This window comes from Streptomyces sp. NPDC104226 (genome assembly GCF_055584085.1).
Genome location: NZ_JBVJMS010000007.1, coordinates 347,445 through 369,481 on the forward strand (window position 1 = coordinate 347,445; position 22,037 = coordinate 369,481).

General features: G+C 73.1%; 16 protein-coding genes. 9 read left to right on the forward strand and 7 right to left on the reverse strand.

The features are described 5' to 3' along the window. Positions 1-1,122 (reverse strand): pyridoxal-phosphate dependent enzyme, encoded by a 1,122-nt coding sequence (locus ACZ60J_RS23535; RefSeq protein ID WP_469684637.1) that lies wholly within the window; start codon positions 1,120-1,122, stop codon positions 1-3. Between the two features lie 219 nt (positions 1,123-1,341). On the opposite strand from ACZ60J_RS23535, the gene ACZ60J_RS23540 reads away from it, so the two are divergent. From ACZ60J_RS23540 to ACZ60J_RS23580, 9 genes are all read left to right on the forward strand, one after another. Continuing rightward, positions 1,342-2,916 carry a S8 family peptidase gene (locus tag ACZ60J_RS23540; RefSeq protein WP_469684639.1) on the forward strand — a complete coding sequence of 525 codons (1,575 nt, stop codon included), beginning with the start codon at positions 1,342-1,344 and terminating at the stop codon, positions 2,914-2,916. Between the two features lie 147 nt (positions 2,917-3,063). After that, the gene (locus tag ACZ60J_RS23545; RefSeq protein WP_469684641.1) at positions 3,064-4,239 is read left to right on the forward strand and encodes a DUF4190 domain-containing protein; all 1,176 of its coding nucleotides are present in this window, start codon (positions 3,064-3,066) and stop codon (positions 4,237-4,239) included. Positions 4,240-4,365: 126 nt separating this feature from the next. Then, on the forward strand, positions 4,366-5,118 hold the full coding sequence (locus tag ACZ60J_RS23550; RefSeq protein WP_469684643.1) for a GntR family transcriptional regulator: 753 nt from the start codon (positions 4,366-4,368) through the stop codon (positions 5,116-5,118). A 179-nt stretch (positions 5,119-5,297) separates the two neighbouring features. Continuing rightward, positions 5,298-6,986, forward strand: coding sequence for a purine-cytosine permease family protein (locus tag ACZ60J_RS23555; RefSeq protein WP_469684645.1), 1,689 nt, complete (start codon positions 5,298-5,300; stop codon positions 6,984-6,986). Positions 6,987-7,146: 160 nt separating this feature from the next. Beyond that, positions 7,147-7,350: an SPOR domain-containing protein gene (locus ACZ60J_RS23560; RefSeq protein WP_469684646.1), complete on the forward strand. Its 204-nt coding sequence runs from the start codon at positions 7,147-7,149 to the stop codon at positions 7,348-7,350. Between the two features lie 41 nt (positions 7,351-7,391). Further along, positions 7,392-7,826, forward strand: a complete 435-nt coding sequence (locus ACZ60J_RS23565) for a (deoxy)nucleoside triphosphate pyrophosphohydrolase (protein WP_469684648.1) — start codon at positions 7,392-7,394, stop codon at positions 7,824-7,826. 165 nt (positions 7,827-7,991) lie between these two features. Continuing rightward, a complete protein-coding gene (locus ACZ60J_RS23570) occupies positions 7,992-8,420 on the forward strand; it encodes an ATP-binding protein (protein ID WP_250741823.1) in 429 nt (142 codons plus the stop codon). A gap of 185 nt (positions 8,421-8,605) precedes the next feature. After that, the gene (locus tag ACZ60J_RS23575; protein ID WP_469684882.1) at positions 8,606-11,206 is read left to right on the forward strand and encodes a SpoIIE family protein phosphatase; all 2,601 of its coding nucleotides are present in this window, start codon (positions 8,606-8,608) and stop codon (positions 11,204-11,206) included. A 78-nt stretch (positions 11,207-11,284) separates the two neighbouring features. Beyond that, a complete protein-coding gene (locus ACZ60J_RS23580) occupies positions 11,285-11,947 on the forward strand; it encodes a hypothetical protein (RefSeq protein ID WP_469684650.1) in 663 nt (220 codons plus the stop codon). 69 nt (positions 11,948-12,016) lie between these two features. Here the strand turns inward: ACZ60J_RS23580 and ACZ60J_RS23585 are convergent, their stop codons facing one another. From ACZ60J_RS23585 to ACZ60J_RS23610, 6 genes are all read right to left on the reverse strand, one after another. Further along, a complete protein-coding gene (locus ACZ60J_RS23585) occupies positions 12,017-12,736 on the reverse strand; it encodes a PspA/IM30 family protein (RefSeq protein ID WP_469684652.1) in 720 nt (239 codons plus the stop codon). A gap of 58 nt (positions 12,737-12,794) precedes the next feature. Then, on the reverse strand, positions 12,795-14,930 hold the full coding sequence (locus ACZ60J_RS23590) for a TPM domain-containing protein (protein ID WP_469684654.1): 2,136 nt from the start codon (positions 14,928-14,930) through the stop codon (positions 12,795-12,797). A 94-nt stretch (positions 14,931-15,024) separates the two neighbouring features. Continuing rightward, positions 15,025-18,381, reverse strand: coding sequence for a protein kinase domain-containing protein (locus ACZ60J_RS23595; protein WP_469684656.1), 3,357 nt, complete (start codon positions 18,379-18,381; stop codon positions 15,025-15,027). A gap of 84 nt (positions 18,382-18,465) precedes the next feature. Then, complete coding sequence (locus tag ACZ60J_RS23600) at positions 18,466-19,239, reverse strand: succinate dehydrogenase/fumarate reductase iron-sulfur subunit (RefSeq protein WP_469684657.1); 774 nt, start codon at positions 19,237-19,239, stop codon at positions 18,466-18,468. Next, positions 19,236-21,149 (reverse strand): fumarate reductase/succinate dehydrogenase flavoprotein subunit, encoded by a 1,914-nt coding sequence (locus ACZ60J_RS23605; RefSeq protein WP_469684659.1) that lies wholly within the window; start codon positions 21,147-21,149, stop codon positions 19,236-19,238. Before ACZ60J_RS23605 ends, ACZ60J_RS23600 begins: the two co-directional genes overlap by 4 nt. Then, positions 21,149-21,973: a hypothetical protein gene (locus tag ACZ60J_RS23610; protein WP_469684661.1), complete on the reverse strand. Its 825-nt coding sequence runs from the start codon at positions 21,971-21,973 to the stop codon at positions 21,149-21,151. Before ACZ60J_RS23610 ends, ACZ60J_RS23605 begins: the two co-directional genes overlap by 1 nt. Positions 21,974-22,037 lie beyond the last annotated feature (64 nt).

Genomic DNA, 22,037 nt, shown 5'->3' on the forward strand with positions numbered 1-22,037 from the left:
TCAGGCCGCCGGCGCCGCCAGCCCCGTCTTGGCGCCCGCGCCGCAGAGCGGGACGACCGCGGTGCGGCCCCGGAGGGGGTCGTCGGGTGCGGTGGGCCCGACCGCGGCCCAGCAGGCGGCGGCCGTGGGCTCCACGAAGAGCCCGCGCCCGGCCAGGTCGAGCTGGGCCGCGCGGACCTGCTCGTCGGTGACGGTCAGGAAGGTCCCCCCGGACGCGCGGACGGCCGCCAGGATCTGCCGGGCCCGCGGCGGCGCCGGGATCGCGATCCCCTCGGCCAGGGTGGGGAGTTGGGGGACGGGTTCGGCGTCCTCGGCGCCCGCGTGGAAGGCGGAGGCCAGCGGGGCGACGGCCGCCGACTGGACGGCGATCAGCGTCGGCGGGCGGACCCCGCGACGGGCCAGCTCCTCCACCGCCAGCGCGGCCCCGAGCAGCAGCGTGCCGTTGCCGACCGGGACGACGATCACCTCGGGCAGGTGGCCGCCCAGCGCCTCCCAGATCTCGTAGACGTACGTCTTGGTGCCGTGCAGGAAGTACGGGTTGAAGACGTGGCTGGCGTAGAACACCCCCGGCAGGTCGGCCGCTTCGCGGGCCGCCACCGCCGCCGCCTCGCGTCCGCCGGGCACCACCGTCACCGTCGCGCCGTGCGCGCGCATCTGCTCCGTCTTCTTCGCCGAGGTGCCCTCCGGCACGAAGACCTCGCAGCGCAGCCCGGCCCGTGCGCAGTAGGCCGCAAAGGCCGTACCGGCGTTGCCGCTGCTGTCGGCCACCACCCGCTCGGGCCCGAGCCGACGGGCGACCTCCGCGAGCATCACCGCGCCGCGGTCCTTGAAGGACAGCGTGGGCATCAGGAAGTCGAGCTTGGCGTGCACCCGCTCCGACAGGGGCACCAGCGGGGTGTTCCCCTCGGCCAGCGTGACGGCGAAGGCCCCCGTCAGCGGCAGTGCGGAGCCGTAGCGCCAGAGCGAGTGGGGCCCGGCCGCGGGATCCGGCAGGGCGTCCGGGTCGGGGACGAAGTCGAGGTCCCACGGGCCACCACAGAGCGGGCAGCACCACGGAGCCGTCCGCGCGTCGGCACGGGTGCCGTCCTCCGAGCAGACGTAGCCGGGTAGTGCGTGCGTCATGTGCGGTGAGCCTTTGCTCTTTCATGGCCGATGTATGGCACGGATGTTACGCGTTCGTTGTCCTCTTGTGGTGGAGCGACTCCGTGGGTCAACCTTTCGTCAGCGGCGCATCGTTGGGCCGAATTGCTTGTCATGGGCATGTCTAAAAGTCATGCCCTGGCAGCAGCCCGACGGCTGCGCACCCCCCGCAGCGCACCACCTATGAGGAGGACCCCTCACATGTCCGCGACGCGTCACACCCGCCGGAAGATCACCGGCATCGGAGCGACCGCCACACTGGCCCTCGCCCTCGGAGCCGCACTCGCGTTACCCGCCTCGGCAGCCCCGCTCGCCCCGCAGGGCGTCATCGAGAACGCCGGCGCGGAGGGCACCATCTCCGGCAGCTACATCGTGACCCTGAACGACTCCGCCGCCCGCTCCACGGCCGACAGCGGCAAGGCCGTGGCCAAGCGGTACGGCGCGAGGATCGACCGGACCTACAGCGCGGCCCTCAACGGCTACTCCATCGAGGTCTCCGAGGCGCAGGCCAGGAAGCTCGCGGCCGACCCCGCCGTCAAGTCCGTCGTGCAGAACCGGGTGTTCACCGTCGACACCACCCAGCCGAACCCGCCGTCCTGGGGCCTGGACCGGATCGACCAGGCGGCCCTGCCGCTGAACCAGAGCTACACCTACCCGGACAAGGCCGGCGAGGGCGTCACGGCGTACATCATCGACACGGGCGTCCGGAAGACCCACCAGGACTTCGGCGGCCGCGCCTCCGACGGCTTCGACGCCATCGACAACGACAACACCGCGCAGGACGGCCACGGCCACGGCACGCACGTCGCCGGCACCGTCGCGGGCACCGCGTACGGCGTGGCCAAGAAGGCGAAGATCGTCGGCGTGCGCGTGCTCGACAACAACGGCTCCGGTACGACCGCCCAGGTCGTCGCCGGCATCGACTGGGTGACCCGCAACGCCGTCAAGCCGGCCGTCGCCAACATGTCGCTCGGCGGCGGCGCCGACTCGGCGCTGGACACCGCGGTGCGCAACTCCATAGCCAGCGGCATCACCTACGGGGTCGCGGCGGGCAACGAGTCCACCAACGCGAACACCAAGTCCCCGGCCCGCGTGACCGAGGCGATCACCGTCGGCGCCACCACCAACACCGACGCCAAGGCGAGCTACTCCAACTACGGCGCCGTCCTGGACCTCTTCGCCCCCGGCTCCAGCATCACCTCCTCGTGGGGCACCGGCGACACCGCCACGAACACCATCTCCGGCACCTCGATGGCGACCCCGCACGTGGTCGGTGCCGCCGCCCTCTATCTCGCGGCCAACCCCGCGGCCACCCCGGCCCAGGTCTCCACGGCCCTGGTGAACGCGGCCACGCCGAACGTCGTGACCAGCCCCGGCACCGGCTCCCCGAACCGGCTGCTCAACGTCGGCAACTCCACCACCCCGCCGAACCCGGGCACCCGCTTCGAGAACACCGCCGACTACGCGATCGCCGACAACTCCACCGTCGAATCGCCGATCACCGTCAGCGGGATCCCCGGGAACGCCCCGGCCACGCTGAGCGTTTCGGTGGACATCAAGCACACCTACATCAGTGACCTGAAGGTCGACCTGGTCGCCCCCGACGGCACCCTGTACAACCTGCACAACCGCACCGGCGGCAGCGCGGACAACATCATCAAGACCGTCGCGGTCAACGCCTCCTCCGAGGTGGCCAACGGAGTGTGGAAGCTCCGGGTCAACGACAACGCGAACATCGACACCGGAAAGATCGACTCCTGGGCGCTCCAGTTCTGATCCCGGAGTTCCGATCCCGGAGCTCTGAACCCGGAGTTCTGATTCCGGCGCGGCAGTGAAGCGATGAAGGTGGCGGGGGCGGCCGTTTCGACGGCCGCCCCCGCTGCGTACCATGCGCGCATTCGTTCGCCTCCCTCCTGGAGCCCCGTGAGCACCCAGCCCCCGCACCACTGGCCCGCCCCGCCCCCGCAGGGGTACCCGTACGGGGCGCGCCCGCTCAACGGCTTCGCGCTCGCCTCGCTGCTCGTCGGGCTGCTCTGCTTCCCGCCGCTCGGCCTCGTCTTCGCGGTCGTGGCCCTCGTGCAGATCGGGAAGAGCGGCCAACGGGGCAAGGCGCTCGCCGTCTGCGGACTGGTGGCGTCGCTGGTGATGAGCCTCGCCGTCGCCGCCGCCGTCCCCACGCTCGGACGGGCCCTGGACACCCTCGAAGAACGCAGCGGCTCCCGGCGCGCGGCGCAGCTCCGCGAGGACGTGCCGGGCACGCTCGTCGACGCCGACGACCTGCGCCTCGGGCACTGCTTCAACGTCGCCGGCGGAGACCTGCTCGCCGAGGCGCCCCTCGTGTTCCGGATCGACTGCGCCGAGGTCCACGACGCGGAGGTCACCTCCGCGACCTCGATGAGCGAGGAGAGGTTCCCCGGGGCGGAGCGGATGGGGGACACCGCCTCGAAGGACTGCTGGAGCGCGCAGGACGCGTACGCGATGGACAGCTGGGCCCTGCCCGCGTACGCGGAGCTGTACTACTTCGCCCCCTCGCGCCGCAGCTGGAGCGACGGGGACCGGCGGATCGTGTGCGTGATCGGCACCCCGGGCCGGGAGCACCGCGGCAGCCTGCGCAAGGACGCCGCCACGCTGACGGCCGACCAGGTCGCCTTCCTGCGCGTGATGAACAGGGTGGACACGGTCTGGGGCGAGCTGCCCGACGGGGAGGTGGCGGACAGGCTGCCCTGGTACCTGTCCTGGGCCTCGGAGATGGACCGGGCCCTGGGCGCCGAGTCGGAGCTGCTGGATGCGGCGAAGGGACGGCCGGAACTGGCCGGCCCGGCCGCGGTGCAGCAGGAGCGGCTGGCCGTCGCGCGGGCCGAGTGGCAGCGGGCGGGGCGGGCGAAGAGCGCGAAGGAGTTCCTGGAGGCGTGGGACCGGGCGGCCGCCGCTCTGCCGGTGGAGCTGGAGAAGACGCTGCGCGGGGCGTACGGACTGTCGACGACGGTTCCGAAGTGGCTGGCGGGATCCGAGGGGGGCAAGGGGCGCGACGGAGGCGGCTCGGGTCCGCCGGGCGGCTCGCCGGGGCCGGGACGGAGCCCGTCCAGAGAGTCCGCGTAACGCATGTGACGTGTGGGTTTGAGTGACCTGGCTTCATCACTTCGGGTGAAACTCTGGCCCTTGCTTGCGATGGACAACCGTCGGTTGCCAGGGTGTAGCTGTCTGTCAACCTGATGGGAGTGGCCTGTGACTTTCGGCGAGCAGCCGGCCTATCTGCGCGTCGCCGGGGATCTGCGACGGAAGATCGTCGATGGGTCCCTGCCTCCGCACGCCCGGCTCCCTTCGCAGGCCCGGATCCGTGAGGAGTACGGGGTCTCCGACACGGTGGCCCTGGAGGCGCGCAAGGTCCTCATGGCGGAGGGGCTGGTCGAGGGCCGGTCCGGATCCGGCACCTACGTGCGCGAGCAACCCGTCCCGCGGCGCGTAGCCCGCTCCGGCTACCGCACCGGCGGGGTCTCGACCCCCTTCCGGCAGGAGCAGGCGGACGCAGGCGCGCGCGGCACCTGGGACTCCAGCAGCGAACAGGCGGCCGCCCCGGCCGACATCGCGAAGCGGCTCGGCATCGAGCCGGGCGAGCGGGTCATGCGGACGCAGTACGTCTACCGCGACGCGGGCGAGGCGATGATGCTGTCGACCTCCTGGGAGCCGCTCGCCGTGACCGGCCGGAGCCCGGTGATGCTGCCGGAGGAGGGCCCGCTGGGCGGGTCCGGGGTGGTGGACCGGATGGCCGCGATCGACGTGGTCGTGGACAACGTGGTCGAGGAGGTCGGCGCGCGGCCGGGCCTGGCGGAGGAGAACATGCAGCTCGGCGGGGTGCCGGGACACGTGGTGCTGGTGATCGGGCGCACGTACTTCGCCTCCGGCCGGGCCGTGGAAACGGCGGACGTCGTCATCCCGGCCGACCGCTACCGCCTGGCGTACCACCTGCCGGTGCGCTGACCCCCGGGGACGTCCGCCGGCCCGGACGGGCGGAGCCCCTGGCGGCGGCGCCGCACCGGAACGCGGACACGGGGTCGCGGGGGGTGTAACCCCGCCGTGACGCAGGGCCCGGGGGCGTAACCCCCGGGCAACGCCCGTGAGTGACGGGTCGTCACATGGCGGTCCTACCGTCCGGCGGTATGACCGATACCGCCACCACCCCCGCGCCCCCGGCGCAACCGCCCCGCCGGAGCTACGCCAAGCTCGCCGCGGACGAGAGCCGCGAGGACTACTCGCTCAGATACGCGCCCCACTCCTTCCGCCGCTGGGGCCCCGGCACCGTCGCCGGCACCGCCCTCGGCGGCATCGCCTACCTCGCCGACTTCGCCATCGGCGCCTCCATCGTCTTCGCCTACGGCTTCACCAGCGGGGCCGCCGCGATCCTGGCGGCCGCCGCCGTCATCTTCCTGACCGGCATCCCCATCGCCCGCGCGTGCGCCACGTACGGCCTGGACATGGACCTGGTCACCCGGGGCGCGGGCTTCGGGTACTTCGGCTCCACCCTCACCTCCCTCATCTACGCCTCGTTCACCTTCATCTTCTTCGCACTCGAAGGCTCGATCATGGCCCAGGCCATGCACCAGGCCGTCGGACTGCCGCTGGAGATCGGGTACCTGCTCACCACGCTCATCGTGATCCCGATCGTCTTCAAGGGCATGGGCGCCCTCGCCAAGGTGCAGGCATGGACCCAGCCGATCTGGCTGATCGGGCTGGTCCTGCCCTTCCTCGTCCTCGCCTTCGAGGCCCCCGACGCCTGGGGCGCCTTCGCACACTTCGGCGGGACGGAAGGCGCCGGCTCCGGCTTCTCCTGGATCGGCTTCGGCTTCGGCACCGGCATCGCGCTCTCGCTCATCGCGCAGATCGGCGAGCAGGCCGACTACCTGAGGTTCATGCCCGCGAAGACCCCGGCCAACAGCCGCCGCTGGAACCTCGCCGTGCTCGCCGCCGGCCCCGGCTGGGTGATCATCGGCGCGGCCAAGCAGCTCGGCGGGGCCTTCCTGGCCTTCGTCGCCCTGGAGGCCGTCGGCAAGACGCACGCGCTGGAGCCGATCGCCCCGCAGCTGGAGGCGCTGCGCCCCTGGCTCGGCGGGCTCGCGCTGCCCGTCGCCGCCCTGTTCGTCATCGTCTCGCAGATCAAGATCAACGTCACGAACGCCTACAGCGGCTCGCTGTCCTGGTCGAACTTCTTCTCCCGGGTCACCCACCGCCACCCCGGCCGCGTCTGGTACATCTTCCTCAACCTCGGCATCGCGCTGACGCTGATGGAGCTGAACATGTTCGCGATGCTCGGCAAACTGCTGGGCTTCTACTCCAACGTCGGCATCGCCTGGATCGTCGCGGTCGCCGCCGATCTCGTGATCAACAAGCGGCTCGGGCTCAGCCCGCCGTACATCGAGTTCAAGCGGGCCTACCTCTACTCGGTCAATCCGGCAGGTTTCGGCTCGATGGTGATCGCCTCGACCGTCTCGATCCTCGCCTTCTTCGGCCTTTTCGGGACATACGCGGAGGCCTTCTCCACCTTCATCGCGGCCGGACTCGCGCTCGTCCTCTGCCCGTTGATCGCCTGGGCGACGAAGGGGAGGTACTACCTGGCCAGGCCGAACCCGGTGAACGGCCCGGACGCGGTCGTCGAGGACGCCACCGCCACGCACCTCTGCGCCGTCTGCGAGTCCGCGTACGAGCTCCCCGACATCGCCGACTGCCCCGTCGTGTCCGGCGCGATCTGCTCGCTCTGTTGTTCCCTCGACGCGACCTGCGGGGACGTCTGCCGCACCGGGAACCCCGCCGGGCCCGTGATCCTGCCGCTGCCGACCGTGCGCGGGCGCTGAACCGGCGCGCACGGCCCGCTCGTACGCATGGCCGGATGCGTACGCCCGTGAGGTACCTCTTCGTGAAAAACCGTATCCGCTGAGTAAAGGTCGGGCGTAGGCTCGGGCATATGCGCAATGCGGTTTCCCGGGCAGGTACGTCGGCGGAGGGTGAAACGCGATGAACGACAGCGGTGCCCTGCTCCCGTGGCTGGTCATACGTGAGGACGACAACGGCAACCGCTACCGGGTCGGCCGGTACTCCACCCGGGCCGAGGCCCAGAAGGTCGCCGACAGCCTCGAAAGAAGAGGGCACAAACAGCTCTACTGGATCGAGCGGCTCGGTCAGGACAGCACTGCGGGCCGGACCGGCACGAGGAACTGAGCGGTGCGGCGCATCCGTCGCCGCTGCCATAGGCTCCGCCCATGACTGTACGCGTGGTCGTGGGCGGAGCCCTTTGTCATGAGGGGCGCCTGCTGGCCGCCCGCCGGAGCGCACCCCCGGAGCTCGCCGGCCGCTGGGAGCTCCCCGGCGGCAAGGCCGAGCCGGGTGAATCCGTACCCGAGGCGCTCGTGCGCGAGCTGCGCGAGGAGCTCGGCGTGGAGACCGAGGCGCTGGAGCGGATCCCGGGGGAGTGGCCGCTGAAGCCCGGCCTCGTCCTGCACGTGTGGACGGCCCGGCTGCTGTCGGGTGATCCGCTCCCGCTGGAGGACCACGACGAGCTGCGCTGGCTCCGGCCCGAGGAGCTGGACTCGGTGGACTGGCTCGACCAGGACCGCCCGGCCGTCGCCGAAGCGGGCCGCAGGCTGAGCGCGGGCGACGGCGTGCGCGAGGCTCCCGGGGTGGCCGGGGGCGCGTGAAGCGCGCGGGCTAGGCCGTCTGCGCCACAGTGCGCCGGTCTGTGGGGGGCCGAGTGGTACGACGCCGTGAATATCGGGTATGTCGCTATTAATCCGTATCTCGTCCATGTACCCGAGGTTCTGTTCCCCCTCGAACCGGACTGGGGTCGCCAGCCGGCCCGGGAAGTGATCGGCGTGATCGACACTGACGGTGAATGCGCCGAATGGGCCTTTCCCGCCGAACCGGGTGCCGTCCGCACCGCCCGCCACGCGGTGCGCGGCACCCTCCGCGACTGGGGTCTCGACGCCGTCGGCGACGTCACCGTCCTGCTGGTCAGCGAGCTGGTCACCAACTCCCTGAGGTACGCTTCCGGCCCCATCGGAGTCCGTCTCGTACGGCGCAATCCGGCCGTCGCCGACGCTCCCTCGGGTCCGGCACTTCTCGTGGAGGTTTCGGATCCGCTTCCGGATCCACCCCGCGAACGGGTGGCCGAACCCGACGACGAGGGGGGTCGCGGACTCCACCTGGTGGCCGTGTCGGCACAGCGGTGGGGGACCCGGCACGGGAAGTCGGGGAAGACCGTGTGGTTCGAATTGGCTCTTCCTGGTGAGTAACAAGGTGAGGGGCAGCCGACGATCACACGGCTTGGCTGGAAAACAACGGGATCTTTTTGTGATCGCGAAGGCCGTGTCGTAGAGCGCCGTGGTGCTGAATACTTCGGTCATGGCCGGTCCGGTTGCGGTGAGCTGGAGGGGACGGTCGCGTGAGCGAGATACCTGTACAGGCACATCAGGCCCGTGTGCCCGGGGAAGCGTCTGGGGAGACCTGGCGCGACTCCCTGTGGCACAGCAGCCCGCCTGGCTCGATATATGACTACATAAAGGTCGCTTCCTTCTCGATCGGGCCCGACGGGCTGATCGACCAGTGGAGTCTGCGCGCCGAGGAACTCTTCGGGCTGACCGCGGCCGAGGCCGTCGGCCGCGACCCCGTCGACGCCTTCATGCCCCCGGAGCTGCGCGCCGGCGCGCACCGCAGGGTGGCCGAGATTCTCGACGGCAAGGAATGGACGGGCCTGATCCCCTTCCGGATCCCCGGCGGCGATGGTGCGCACGGGGTGGCTGAGATCTATGTGATGCCGACCCAGACCGAAACCGCCGAGCGGGCCGCGCTCTGCGTCGTGGTCGACGTTCGCGCGCTGCGCCGGATCGAATCCGATCTGGCCGCCTCGCAGGCGATTTTCGGCCAATCTCCCTTCGGGTTCCTGCTCTTCGGCACGGACCTCACCGTGCAGCGCGCCAACCGCCGCTTCGCCACCGTCTTCGGCGGCGCCGCCGAGGAACACCGCGGCCGCACCGTCCACGACTACCTGCCCGCGCACGAGGCCGACCGGATGGCCGAAGCGCTGCGCAGGGTCCTGGAGACCGGGGACTCGGTCAACGACCTCCAGATCACCGGCGCCGCCCCCGGCAGCCGGGACAACCGCCACTGGTCCATCAACCTCTACCGGGTCCACGGCGGCACCGGCCGCCCCATCGGAGTCGCCGGCATAGGCATCGACGTGACCCGCCGCCACCTCGCCGCCCGCGAGGCCGCCGGGGTCCGGCGCAACCTGGCCCTGCTGAACGAGGCCGGACACCGCATCGGCAACTCCCTCGACCTGGAGACCACCGCCCGCGAACTCCTCGACGTCACCGTCCCGGGCTTCTGCGACCTGGCCGCCGTCGACCTCTACCAGGGACTGCTGCTCGGCGACGACGACCGCCCCGCCCGCCCCCAGGGACCCGGCCTGCCGGCACTTCCGGCGCAGGGCACGGTCCGCGCCCCCTCGGCGCCGCTGCGGCGGGTGGCCTTCTCCTCGGCCGTGTCGGACGCGCCGCTGTCGGGTCCGGGCGCGCTGGTCTCCGTAGGGGAGGTGCACCGCTACCCGGCCGGCTCGCCGGGGGCCTTCGCCCTGCGCACGGCGCGGCCGCGGCTGGTGGAGGGAGGCGGGCCCGAGTCCGGGGACCTCGTACAGTCCACGCTCGTCGTCCCGCTGGTCGCCCACGACACGGTGGTCGGACTCGCGCAGTTCTCCCGTACCAAGGGCAGCGAGCCCTTCGGCGAACGCGACCGGGCGGTCGCGGTGGAGCTCGCCGCGCGGGCCGCCGTCTGCATCGACAACGCCCGCCTCTACCGGCGCGAGCACGAACGTGCCCTGATCCTCCAGCGCAGCCTGCTGCCCCCCGGCGACCCGGAGGCCGCCGGACTCGACATCGCCTGCCGCTACCTGCCGGGGAACGCCGCCACCGAGGTCGGCGGCGACTGGTTCGACGTCATCGAGCTGCCGGGGCACCGCACGGCGCTGGTCGTCGGCGACGTCATGGGCCGCGGACTGCGGGCCGCCGTGGCCATGGGCGAACTGCGCACCGCCGTACGGACCCTCGCGCTGCTCGACCTGGAACCGGCCGAGGTGCTGACCGCGCTGGACGAGATCGCCCGGGGCCTCGGCGCGCCCGGCGGCTCCCAGCAGGCCTCCCGGGCCGCACTGCACTCGCGGGACGCCGACCGCTCGGAGGTGTACCTCGCGACGTGCGTCTACGCCGTCTACGACCCGGTCACCCGCCGCTGCACCATCGCCAACGCCGGCCACATGCCGCCGGTGCTGGTCGAACCGGTGGAGGAGGGCGGCACCCCCCGCCCCGGCCTGCTGCTGGAGATCCCCACCGGAATGCCCCTGGGCGTCGGCGGGGAACCCTTCGAGGAGGTCGAGGTCGAACTACCCGAGGGCGCACTGCTCGCGCTCTACACCGACGGCCTCGTCGAATCCCGGACCCACCCCCTGGAGGAGGGCCTGCGGGGTCTGCGCGACGCGCTGGCCGATCCCGCGCGCCCGCTGGAGGAGGTCTGCGACCACGTCCTGAACACGCTGGACACCCGGCACGGCGAGGACGACATCGCGCTGCTGATGGCCCGGGTCCAGGGCCTTCCGGTGGACGCCGTCGGCGACTGGCAGCTCCCGCGCGAGGCCCGCTCGGTGGGCCGGGCCCGCGAACTGGCCCGGGCGAAGCTGCCCGCGTGGGGCCTGGAGGGACTGCTCGACACCACGGAACTCCTCGTGAGCGAGCTCGTCACCAACGCCCTGCGGTACGGCGAGGGCGAGATCCGGCTGCGCCTCCTGCTGGACCGGACCCTCGTCTGCGAGGTCTGGGACGCCAACCTGGTGCAGCCCCGCCGCCGCCGGGCCCGCGACACCGACGAGGGAGGCCGCGGCCTCCAGTTGGTCGGCCTGCTCTCCGCGGGCTGGGGGACGCGCCGCACGCACCGCGGCAAGACGGTCTGGTTCGAGCTCCCGCTCCCGGGCGAGGTGGCGGAATCGGTGGCGGAACTCTCGGCGGAGCAACTGCTGAGCATGTACGGGTGAGCGCGTACGGGTGAGCGCGTACGGGGAGGCGCGGCCCGTCCGGGGTCGCGCCGCACGGGGGAACGAACGGAATCACGCATGAGTACGGGCAAGTGGCTGTGGACCGCGCTGTGGCGGTACGTCGTGACCGCACTGGCGGGCGCGGGGGCCCTGGCGTGGGCGGTGGCCGCCATGGAGCAGGGCGCCGACGGCGTCGAGTGGGCGTTGACGCTGCGGTTGGTGCTGCTCCTGGTACCGCTCCTCACGGTCGGGACGATGCTCGTCATCGTCCCGCTCGCCGGGCGCCGGTACGAGCCGCCGAGCGGCGGCCCGACGAAGATCCGGGGCGGCTGGATGGTGCTGCTCGTCCTGGTCCCGGCGCTGCCGCTGCTCCTGATCGCACCGCACCTGTTCCTGATCCTGCTGGCCACCCAGCTGACCTATGTGACCGCCGTGCTGCCCTACCCGGACGCCCGAGACACGCAGGACGTGCTGCGCTCGCTCGCCGACCCGGAGGTCCCGGCGGAGCGTCGGGCCGCGATCGCACGGGCGGTCGGCTCGCTGCGCTCCCGGGTCGTCGTCGAGGCCCTGGTGGGCGCCGCCGCGGACCGGGACCCGGAGGTCTCCGGGGCCGCACTGGAGACCCTGTGCGAGATCTGGCGGCGCGACGGCGCCGTCGGCGAGGACCTGCTGCGCAGACTCCCCGAACAGAGCCGGGACCAGGTCCGCGCCCTCGGCGTCAAGATCCGCAGCCCCTGGTGACAACGGCGTGGTGGGCCACCCCCAGGAGAAGGGGCGGCCCACCACGCCGTGCGGAACCGTGCCGGGCCGTCAGGCGGCCTTGCCCGCCTTCAGGGCGGCCAGGCGGGCTTCGATTTCCGAGGTTTTGCCGAGGTCGTCCAGGGACTCGAACTGGGCGTCCAGGGAGGAGGCGGCCAGTTCCTGCTTGCCCAGGGCCATGGCCTCCTCGCGGCGGACCTTCTCCTCGAAGCGGTTGATGTCGCTGGTCGGGTCCAGGACGTCGATGTTCTTCACCGCGTCCATCATCGTGTTCTGGGCCTGGGCCGTCTTGGCGCGGGACACCAGCTCGTCGCGCTTCGCCGTCAGCTCCGTCAGCTTGGTCTTCATCGAGTCCAGGCCGGCCTTCAGCTTGTCGACCACCTCGGTCTGGGCGGCGATCGTCGGCGCGGCCGTCTTGGCCTCCTTCTCCGACTGCATCTGGCGGCCGAGCGCGACCTTCGCGAGGTTGTCGAACTTGTCGGCGTCGGCGGTCGATCCGGACGCCCGCAGTTCGTCGGCCTTCCTGCTCGCCGCGAGGGCCTTGCCGCCCCACTCCGAGGCCGCGTCCACGTCCTCCTTGTGGTCCGCCTCCAGCATCCGCAGGTTGCCGATGGTGGTGGCGACGGCCTGCTCCGCCTCGGAGATGTTGTTCGTGTAGTCGCGGATGAGCTGGTCCAGCATCTTCTGCGGGTCCTCCGCCTGGTCCAGCAGGGAGTTGATGTTGGCCTTGGCGAGCTGGGTGACGCGACCGAGGATGCTCTGCTTGCTCATGGGTTCTGGCTCCTTGGGAGGGGAGAGTAGGGAGGGGGGAGGAGGGAAGTACCTGCGTTTAGAAGCGGCCGCCGCCGCCCATGCGGCCGCGGGTGCCGCCGCCGCCGAAGGAGCCGGGGCCGCGGCCGCCGCCCCCGCCGAAGCCGCCGCCGAAACCCCCGCCTCCGCCCCCGCCGCCGAAGCCGCCTCCGCCGCGGCCGCGGCCGCCGCCGAGGATTTCGCCGAGGATGATGCCGCCGAGCACCGCGCCGCCCATGCCGCCGCCCTGCTGCCGGCCGCCCCCGCCGTACGGGTTCTGGTAGCCCCGTACGTCCTGTTCGGCCAGCTGCTGCGCCTGGCGCGCGAGCGAGTCCGCCTGCTGGGCCTCGGCGAGCGCGCCCGCCGGGTCCGAACCCGCCAGGGACATGGACCGATCCAGGTGGCGCTGCGCCTCCGCCAGCCGGGTACGGGCCTGGCTGCCGATCGCGCCCCGGCTGGTGGTGATGTAGTCCGTGGCCGCGCCGATCGCGCTGCGGGCCGTGAGCAGGGCCTGATCGAGCAGGGCCGCGGCCCGCTGCCGGCCCGACTCCCGCTCGCGGGCCCCGGCCAGCGCCTCGTCGAGGGCCGCGTCGGCCTCCTCCACGCGGCGCAGCGCGTCCATCGGGTCGTACCGGCCGGCGCTCTGCTCCCGCCGCACGTCGGCCAGTACGGCCTGCGCCCGGCTGATCCGGCCGCGCAGATCGGCGGTCGAGGTGCCCTCGGCGGTGCCGGACAGCAGCCCGTTCGCGTCGGCCAGGTCCGTGTCCGTCTCGCTCAGGGCGCCGGGCAGCTTCCCGGCGGCCTCCGCCAGCTCCTGCGCACGCCGCTCCACCGCGTCGACCAGGGTCGCCGCCTGGTCCACGGCGCCCTCGGCGGCCCGGACGTGCACGGCGGCCTTGCCGTTGTCGCCGGTGTCGATCGCGGCGCGGGCCTCGCCGAGGCTGGTCGTCGCGAACAGCAGCCTGTCCTTGGCCTGTTCGGGGTTGGAGGCCACCGGCGCCGCCGCGGAGTCCGCGTACTGGCGGCCGAGTGCCGTGAGGGTCGCCTCCGCCGTGCTCGTACGGCCCGTCAGGGCGCGGAAGTGGGCCTCCACGGTCGCGAGTGCCTGCCGGGCGTTCTTCTCCAGGTCCCGCAGCCGGTCGAAGTCCGCCGTCTCGGCGTCGAGCCGACGGCTCGCCTCCGTGCAGCGGGCCACGATCTCGTCCAGCATCCGGCGGCGGGTGGCGTCGTCCTCCGGGTACGCGTCGTCGAGCTGCTGGCGCAGCCGGAAGGAGGCCGTCAGCTCGCCCTTCCCGAACTCCACCGCCTGTGTGAAGGCCGCCACCGCCTCCTCGCCGAACTGCGCTGTGGCGAAGCCGAGTTCCTCCGTGCTGGTGCGGATCGCGTCGTCGGTCTCCACCAGCAGGGCCTTGGCCTTGGCGTCCAGCTCCGGCAGGGGAACGGGGCCGGGGCCCTGTCCGGACCAGCCGGTGGTCTTCGAGCCGCCGCTGCCTCCGGCCTGCTTGCGCCTGCGGCGGGTGTACGCGTACGCCCCGAGGGCGCCGGCCGCGCCGACCGCGACCACCGGGAGGACGAAGTCCCCGGCGCCGCTCTCGCCGCTCGCCGCGGCGCCTCCGGGGTCGGCCTCGCCGGGGACGATGGCCGGGACCGGCACGGGCTGTCCGCCCAGCACCGCGTCGTAGCCGTCGGCGGCGCCGATCGCGGCGCCCGCCCAGTCGTTCTGCCGGAGGGCCGGCTCGATGGCGGTCTGCGCGACCGCCGCGAGCTGCTCCTTGGTGAATCCGGAGTCCACATCGGCCGAATAGGCGTACTGCCGGGCCCCGGTGGCGACGGCCAGCAGCACGTCGTTCTGGCCGAGGCCGTTCTTCTGGGCGGTGGCGTCGGCCCAGCTCTGCGCCGACCGGCCGGAGAAGTCGCGCACGTACGTGACGAACAGCTGGACCTTCCGGTCGGCGTACAGCTTGTCCAGCGCGGCGGTGACCTCGGGCCTGCGGTCGCCCAGGGCGCCCACCCGGTCGGTGATCTGCCCCTGCTGGGACAGGGTCACGGGATCGTCGGCCCGCGCCGCCGGGGCGGTGGCCACCGTCCAGCCGGAGAGCGCGAGGCCGGCGGAGGCCAGGGCGAGGGCGGCCCGGAGGGATATGGAGGCGGTGGTGCGTCTCGTTGGCGGCGTCACATCTGGGAGCGTATGGGTGGTTTCGTACCCTCGCACCCGGAGTTCGCCCGCCCGCCCGCGGACCACCGCCGCCGGTCCGCCGCCGCCCGCGGACTCACGGCAGGGCGTACGCCGTGAGTTCGGGACGGGACAGGACGAGGCGGTCGCCGACCAGGAGGGTGGCCCCCTGGGTGAGGGCCGGGTGTTCCCACTGGCGGCGGGGTTTGCCGGTCGCCGGGTCCAGGACGGTGACGAAGGGGTCCGCGGAACGGTTCAGGAGACCGCGCCGGCCGCCCCGCGGGACCGTGACGAACAGGCCGCCCTCGCGCAGCCCCAGCAGGTCGAGCGTGCACACCCGGCCCTCGCGCCGGGTCAGCGCCCGCTGCCAGCGCAGCGCCCCGGTCCCGGCATCGAGCGCGAAGACCAGGTCCGCGCCCTGGTCCGGGCGGTGCGCCGCCGCGTACACCGTGCCCCGTTCGACGAGGAGCCGCTCCGCCGGGGTGCCCAGCGCGAACCGCCACAGCTCCCGGCCGGTGGCCCGGTCCAGGGCCAGCAGCGCGCCCTCGTCCAGCAGGTGCACCGGGCCGCCCGGCAGCCGGTCCCCGTGCAGCGCGCGCTCCTTCGGGCGGGCCCGCGGGAAGGACCACACCGGGCTGCCGGTCGGCAGGTGCAGTGCCTGGACCAGCCGGTCGTCCGCCAGTACCAGGCAGTCTCCCGCCGCCGCGGCGGAGCGGGTGGCCGGGTCCGGGAGCGACCGCTGCCACAGGACCTCGCCCGTCGCGGCCCGCAGGGCCGTCAGATCACCGGGCGCCCCGAGCACCAGCACCGGCCCGGCGCCGCGCAGCGGCCGCTCCCCGGGCAGGTCCCGCCACCACCGCACCCGCCCGTCGCGCGGCTCGCGCGCCAGCAGCCGTACCCCCGCCGCGTCGTCCCGCCGGACCTGGACGTAGACCGTGGCCGCGTCCGCCTCGCAGGACACCAGCAGCGGCCCGGTCCCCGGCAGCTCCGGAGCGGCCGCACCCTCGTCGGCGTACGCCGTCCAGAGCGTCGTGCCCGAGTCCGTCCGTACGCAGCCCACCTCGGCCCCTTTGTGCCACACCACGCGAGCACCCGCCGCGTACAGGCCGGCCGGACGGGCGTTCGTGTGCCACGCCCGAGCCCCGGGGGCGGCCTTGGGCCCGCGCGGCGGCGCCCCGTCGCGGCCCGTGACCGTCGTGCCCGCCGGCAGGGGACTCCCGGCGTCGGCGGCGGCCTCCGGCAACCAGGGCGCCCCGGCGCCCGCCACGCACTCCCGGGCGATCCGGGCCAGGGCCCGCGCCCGTTCCGCCGCGTCGGGCAGGTTCCGGGCCCGGCCCGCGCGCTCCCGCGCCACCGCCGGGTCCAGCGGCGGCCGCGCCGCCCCCTCGACGGCGGCCCGGGCCGAGGCCAGCGAGTCCAGGGCGTGGTCGGCCTTTTCGTCGGCGGCCTCCTGCGGGTGGCGGCGCAACAGGCCGGAGGCCTGGTTCCGCAGCCGCTCCGCCTGTACGAGCCTGCCCTGCTCGGCGTGGTGCGCGGCCTCCTCGCGCAGCCAGGCCGCCCGCTCCTCCAGAAACCGGGGCAGCTCCTCCTCGGCCTGCGCCAACGCCCTGGCCCCGCCCGCCGGGTCCCCGGCCTCCGCCCGGTCGCGCGCCACCTGGCACAGCGCCAGCAGCCGGCCCCCGGCGGAGCCGATCCGCTCGCTGAGGCGCAGGGCCGCCGCCAGATCGTTCGGGGCGACGGCCAGCACCGTGTCGTAGGTGGCGGCCCCGCGCAGTCCGGCGTCCCGGATCAGCGCGAGGCGCAGCTCGGCCTCGGCGGGATCCGCCGCCGCGACGGCCGTGGCGATCCGCGCGTGGAGCCGCTTCTCGGCCGGGCCGTCCGCGAAGTGGTCCGCCGCGATCCGCGCGGCCCGCTCCGGAGCGACCCTGGCCAGTTCCTCCGCCACCGCGCGCAGCGGGCCCGACCGGTTGGAGCCGAACACGGTGAACAGCGCCTGGTGCGCGTCGGTCAGCAGCCGCCGGGCCCGCGCCGGGGCGTGGGCGGAGGTGTCCCTGGCGAGCCCGGTCAGGAACCGGGCCGCCCGGGCGCCGTCACCCCCGCCGGCCTCCCATGCCGCCGCCTCGGCGCCGGCCAGCAGCCGCCCGGCGAGTCCGCCGTCGAAGCGGGCCGCGGCATCGGCGGCCACGGCCAGCACGTCGATCCGCGCCTCGGCGCGCGGAGGCAGGGCGCGGAGCGACTCCTCCACCTCCAGCAGCAGCTCCCGTACGAGCTCCCGTACGGGAGCGGGAACGGCACCCGTGTCCGGCGCGGCGGTGCTCCCGCCACCCGGGGCGGCCGCGGAGACCGGCCCGGAGCCGCCTCCGCCGTCCGGCGCGGGCCCGAATCCGCCCCCGCCCCCGCCGGCCGGCACGGGCCCGAATCCGCCCCCGCCCCCGCCCCCGCCGGCCGGCGGGGCCACGGCGACGGGCCCGAACCCGTTCCCGGGAGCCCCGACCGGATCCGCCGGGTCCGTCACGGCCCCCGGGGCCGCCGTACCGCCCGGAGCCGGGACGGCAGTCAGCCCCACGGGCACCTCCGAGCCCATCGCGGACCCCGGCTCCGGCTCCGGCCCCGCCCCCGGCCCGGACCACGCCTCCGCACGCAGCAGCGTCCGCAGCTCCCCGGCCACGACCTGCGCCGACTCCGGCCGGTCCGCCGGGGCCTTCTCCAGCAGCCGCAGCACCAGCCGCTCGACCTCCGGCGTGACCGGGGCGCCGCCCACGCGCAGCGGGAGCGGCGGATCCTCGATGTGCCGGCGCATCAGGACGTAGGGGCTCTCGGCCTCCCCGAAGGGGGCCTCGCCGCTCAGCAGCGCGTACAGCACACCTCCCAGCGCGTACAGATCGCACCGGGCGTCCACCCGCTCGCCCCGCCACTGCTCGGGGGCCATGTACGGCGGGCTGCCGAAGATCCGGCCGGTGACCGTCCAGCCGGCCGTGGCGTCCGAGGAGTGCGCGATGCCGAAGTCGCAGATCTTCAGCCGGCCCCCGGGCAGCAGGAAGAGGTTGGCCGGCTTCAGGTCGCGGTGGATCACCGAGCGTTCGTGCGCGGCGGCCAGTGCCTCGGCGGTCTGCGCGGCGAGGTCCAGTGCGACCGCCACCGGCATCCCGCCCGGGGTCCGGACCAGCGCCGTGCGCAGGTCCTCACCGGCGAGCAGTTCCATCACGATGAACAGCCGCCCGTCCTCCTGCCCCACGTCGTGCACCACGGTGATGCCGGGGTGCTGGAGCCGTGCCCCGATCGTGGCCTCGCGCCGGAAGCGGGCGACCAGCTCGTCGTTCGTGGCCGCCTCCAGCAGGACCTTCACCGCCACGGCCCGTTCCAGCGCCGTGTCGTGTGCCCGCCACACCTCGCCCATGCCGCCTTGGCCCAGCCGCTGTTCGAGGCGGTACCGGCCCGCCAGCTGATCCCCCACCCGCACCGCGAATGCCCCCTGACTTCACGTCAACGACGTTGCTCAGGGGGCATTGTGTCCTGCCAAGTGAACGATTGGGGGCGGCTATTGACCGGACCGGCGCCCGATCTTGCTCCCCAGCCACACCAGCGGGTCGTACTTGCGGTCCACGGCCCGCTCCTTCAGCGGGATCAGGGCGTTGTCGGTGATCTTGATCCCCTCGGGGCAGACCTCCGTGCAGCACTTGGTGATGTTGCAGTAGCCGAGCCCGTGCTCCTCCTGCGCGGTGCGCTTGCGGTCCAGGCCCGCCTCCGCCGCCGCGTCCAGCGGGTGCATGTCCAGCTCCGCCACCCGCATCAGGAAGCGCGGGCCGGCGAAGGCGCCCTTGTTCTCCTCGTGGTCGCGCACCACGTGGCAGGTGTCCTGGCACAGGAAGCACTCGATGCACTTCCTGAACTCCTGCGAGCGCTCCACGTCGATCTGCTGCATCCGGTACTCGCCCGGACCCACCCCCGCCGGCGGCACGAACGCGGGTACCTCGCGCGCCTTCTGGTAGTTGAAGGACACGTCCGTCACCAGGTCGCGGACGACCGGGAAGGCCCGCAGCGGGGTCACGGTGATCGTCTCCTCGCGGGAGAAGGTCGACATCCGCGTCATGCACATCAGCCGCGGCCGCCCGTTGACCTCCGCGCTGCACGAACCGCACTTGCCCGCCTTGCAGTTCCACCGCACCGCCAGGTCGGACGCCTGGGTGGCCTGCAGCCGGTGGACGATGTCCAGGACCACCTCCCCGTCGTGCACCTCCACGGTGAAGTCGCGCAGCTCACCGCCCTCCGCGTCGCCCCGCCAGATCCGGAACGCGGCATCGTAGCTACTCACTCGTAGAGCTCCTCTTCGGCGAGGTACTTGACCAGCTCTTCCTTCTCGAAGAGCGCGAGCAGGTCGGATCGGATGGGATCGGTGCGCACCCGGGTCAGCTCGATCCGGGCGGCCGCGGGGTCCGCCGGGGGCGGGTCGACGGGCCGGCACAGCAGGTTCACCGGCCGCCAGGACCGCTCCATCGCCGGGCAGTCCTCGCGGGTGTGCCCGCCCCGGCTCTCGGTGCGTTCCAGGGCCGCGCGGGCCACGCACTCGCTGACCAGCAGCATGTTGCGCAGGTCCAGGGCCAGGTGCCAGCCCGGGTTGAACTGCCGGTGCCCCTCGACCCCGGCCCGTGCGGCCCGTACGCGCAGGCCCGCGAGCTTCTCCAGGGCCTGGGCCATCTCGCCCTCGCGGCGGATGATCCCGACGAGGTCGTTCATGGCCGTCTGGAGCTCCTGGTGGAGGGTGTACGGGTTCTCCGCGCCCTCGGCGGCGTGGAACGGGGCCAGCGCCTCCGCGGCGGCCGCGTCGATCTGCGCCTGGGACACCTCGGGCCGCCCGCCGACGGCCGGGGCGCCCTGCGCCGCGTACTCGGCCGCGTGCAGCCCGGCCCGGCGGCCGAAGACCAGCAGGTCGGAGAGGGAGTTCCCGCCGAGCCGGTTGGAGCCGTGCATCCCGCCCGCGACCTCACCGGCGGCGAACAGCCCCGGCACCCCGAGGGTGGCGGCCGTATCGGACTCGACCGCGATGCCGCCCATCACGTAGTGGCAGGTCGGGCCGACCTCCATCGGCTCGGCGGTGATGTCCACGTCCGCCAGCTCCTTGAACTGGTGGTACATCGACGGGAGCCGCCGCTTGATCTTCTCGGCCGGCATCCGGGTGGACACGTCGAGGAACACCCCGCCGTGCGGGGACCCGCGCCCGGCCTTGACCTCGGAGTTGATGGCCCGGGCCACCTCGTCGCGGGGGAGCAGCTCGGGCGGGCGCCGGTTGTGGTCCGGGTCCTCGTACCAGCGGTCGCCCTCCTCCTCGGTCTGCGCGTACTTCTCCTTGAACACGTCCGGGATGTAGTCGAACATGAACCGCTTGCCGTCGCTGTTGCGCAGCACCCCGCCGTCGCCGCGCACCGACTCGGTGACGAGGATGCCCTTCACCGAAGGCGGCCAGACCATGCCGGTCGGGTGGAACTGCACGAACTCCATGTTCAGCAGCGGCGCCCCGGCGAGCAGCGCCAGCGCGTGCCCGTCGCCCGTGTACTCCCACGAGTTGGACGTGGTCTTGAAGGACTTCCCGATGCCGCCGGTGGCCAGCACCACCGCGGGGGCCTCCAGCACGAAGAACCGGCCGGTCTCGCGCTCGTAGCAGAAGGTGCCGGACACCTTCTCGCCGTCCTTCAACACCCGGGTGACCGTGCACTCCTGGAAGACCTTGAGCCGGGCCTCGTGGTCCCCGTACTCCTTGAAGTCCTCCTGCTGGAGCTGGACGATCTTCTGCTGGAGGGTGCGGATCAGCTCCAGGCCGGTCCGGTCGCCGACGTGCGCGAGCCGCGGGTACTCGTGCCCGCCGAAGTTGCGCTGCGAGATCCTCCCGTCGGGCGTGCGGTCGAAGAGCGCGCCCCAGGTCTCCAGTTCCCAGACCCGGTCCGGGGCCTCCTTGGCGTGCAGTTCCGCCATCCGCCACTGGTTCAGGAACTTGCCGCCGCGCATCGTGTCGCGGAAGTGGACCTGCCAGTTGTCGCCCTCGTTGACGTTGCCCATGGAGGCGGCGATCCCGCCCTCCGCCATCACGGTGTGGGCCTTGCCGAAGAGGGATTTGCAGATCACGGCCGTACGGGCGCCCCGCTCGCGCGCCTCGATCGCGGCCCGCAGCCCGGCACCGCCGGCCCCGACGACGACCACGTCCCACTGCTGCCGTTCCACTTGGGTCACTAGAAGATCCTCGGGTCGGTGAAGGCGCCGCTGGCCAGCAGGTACACGTAGAGGTCGCACAGGGCCACGCTGATCAGCGAAGCCCACGCCAGCTGCATGTGACGGGTGTTGAGGCGGCTGATCCAGCCCCACAGCCGGTAGCGGACCGGGTGTTTGGAGAAGTGCTTCAGGCGGCCGCCCATGATGTGCCGGCAGGAGTGGCAGGACAGCGTGTAAGCCCAGATCAGCCCGATGTTGACGAGGAACAGCACGGTTCCCAGGCCCATGTGGCCCCATGCGTAGTGCTCGTCGCGGAAGGTCAGCACGGTGTCGTAGGTGAGGATGCCCGCGACCGGCAGCGCCGCGTAGAAGAAGTACCGGTGCATGTTCTGGAAGATCAGCGGGAAGCGGGTCTCACCGCTGTACGAGGCGTGCGGCTCGGCCACCGCGCAGGCCGGCGGCGAGGCCCAGAAGCCCCGGTAGTAGGCCTTGCGGTAGTAGTAGCAGGTCAGCCGGAAGCCGAGCGGGAAGACCAGGATTAGCAGGGCGGGGGACAGGCCCCACCAGCTGCCGAAGAGGTCGAGGTTCGGGCCGCCGCGCATGTCGGCGCAGTTCTCCGCGAGGCACGGGGAGTAGAACGGGGAGACGTACGGCGCCGCGTAGTAGTCGGCGTTGGCGAAGGCCCGCCAGCTCGAGTAGACGATGAAGGCGAGCAGCCCGGCCGCGGTGCCGGCGGGGGAGAGCCACCACCGGTCGGTCCGCAGGTGCCGGGCCGCGATCGCGGCCCGCGAGGCGTCGTGGACGCCGCCGGGCCGCTGTGGGGATGGTTGGGTGCCTGTGGCCAAGAGGGACTCCGGGTGGAGTGATGAGGGGTGCCCCGAGGGCCCGGCCGCCGTCGCTGCGGCTGAC

Bases quoted from the DNA above. Each gene is read 5' to 3' on its own strand.
- ACZ60J_RS23535 (WP_469684637.1), bottom strand. From the start codon at position 1,122: ATGACGCACGCACTACCCGGCTACGTCTGCTCGGAGGACGGCACCCGT.
- ACZ60J_RS23540 (WP_469684639.1), top strand. From the start codon at position 1,342: ATGTCCGCGACGCGTCACACCCGCCGGAAGATCACCGGCATCGGAGCG.
- ACZ60J_RS23555 (WP_469684645.1), top strand. From the start codon at position 5,298: ATGACCGATACCGCCACCACCCCCGCGCCCCCGGCGCAACCGCCCCGC.
- ACZ60J_RS23560 (WP_469684646.1), top strand. From the start codon at position 7,147: ATGAACGACAGCGGTGCCCTGCTCCCGTGGCTGGTCATACGTGAGGAC.
- ACZ60J_RS23565 (WP_469684648.1), top strand. From the start codon at position 7,392: ATGACTGTACGCGTGGTCGTGGGCGGAGCCCTTTGTCATGAGGGGCGC.
- ACZ60J_RS23580 (WP_469684650.1), top strand. From the start codon at position 11,285: ATGAGTACGGGCAAGTGGCTGTGGACCGCGCTGTGGCGGTACGTCGTG.
- ACZ60J_RS23585 (WP_469684652.1), bottom strand. From the start codon at position 12,736: ATGAGCAAGCAGAGCATCCTCGGTCGCGTCACCCAGCTCGCCAAGGCC.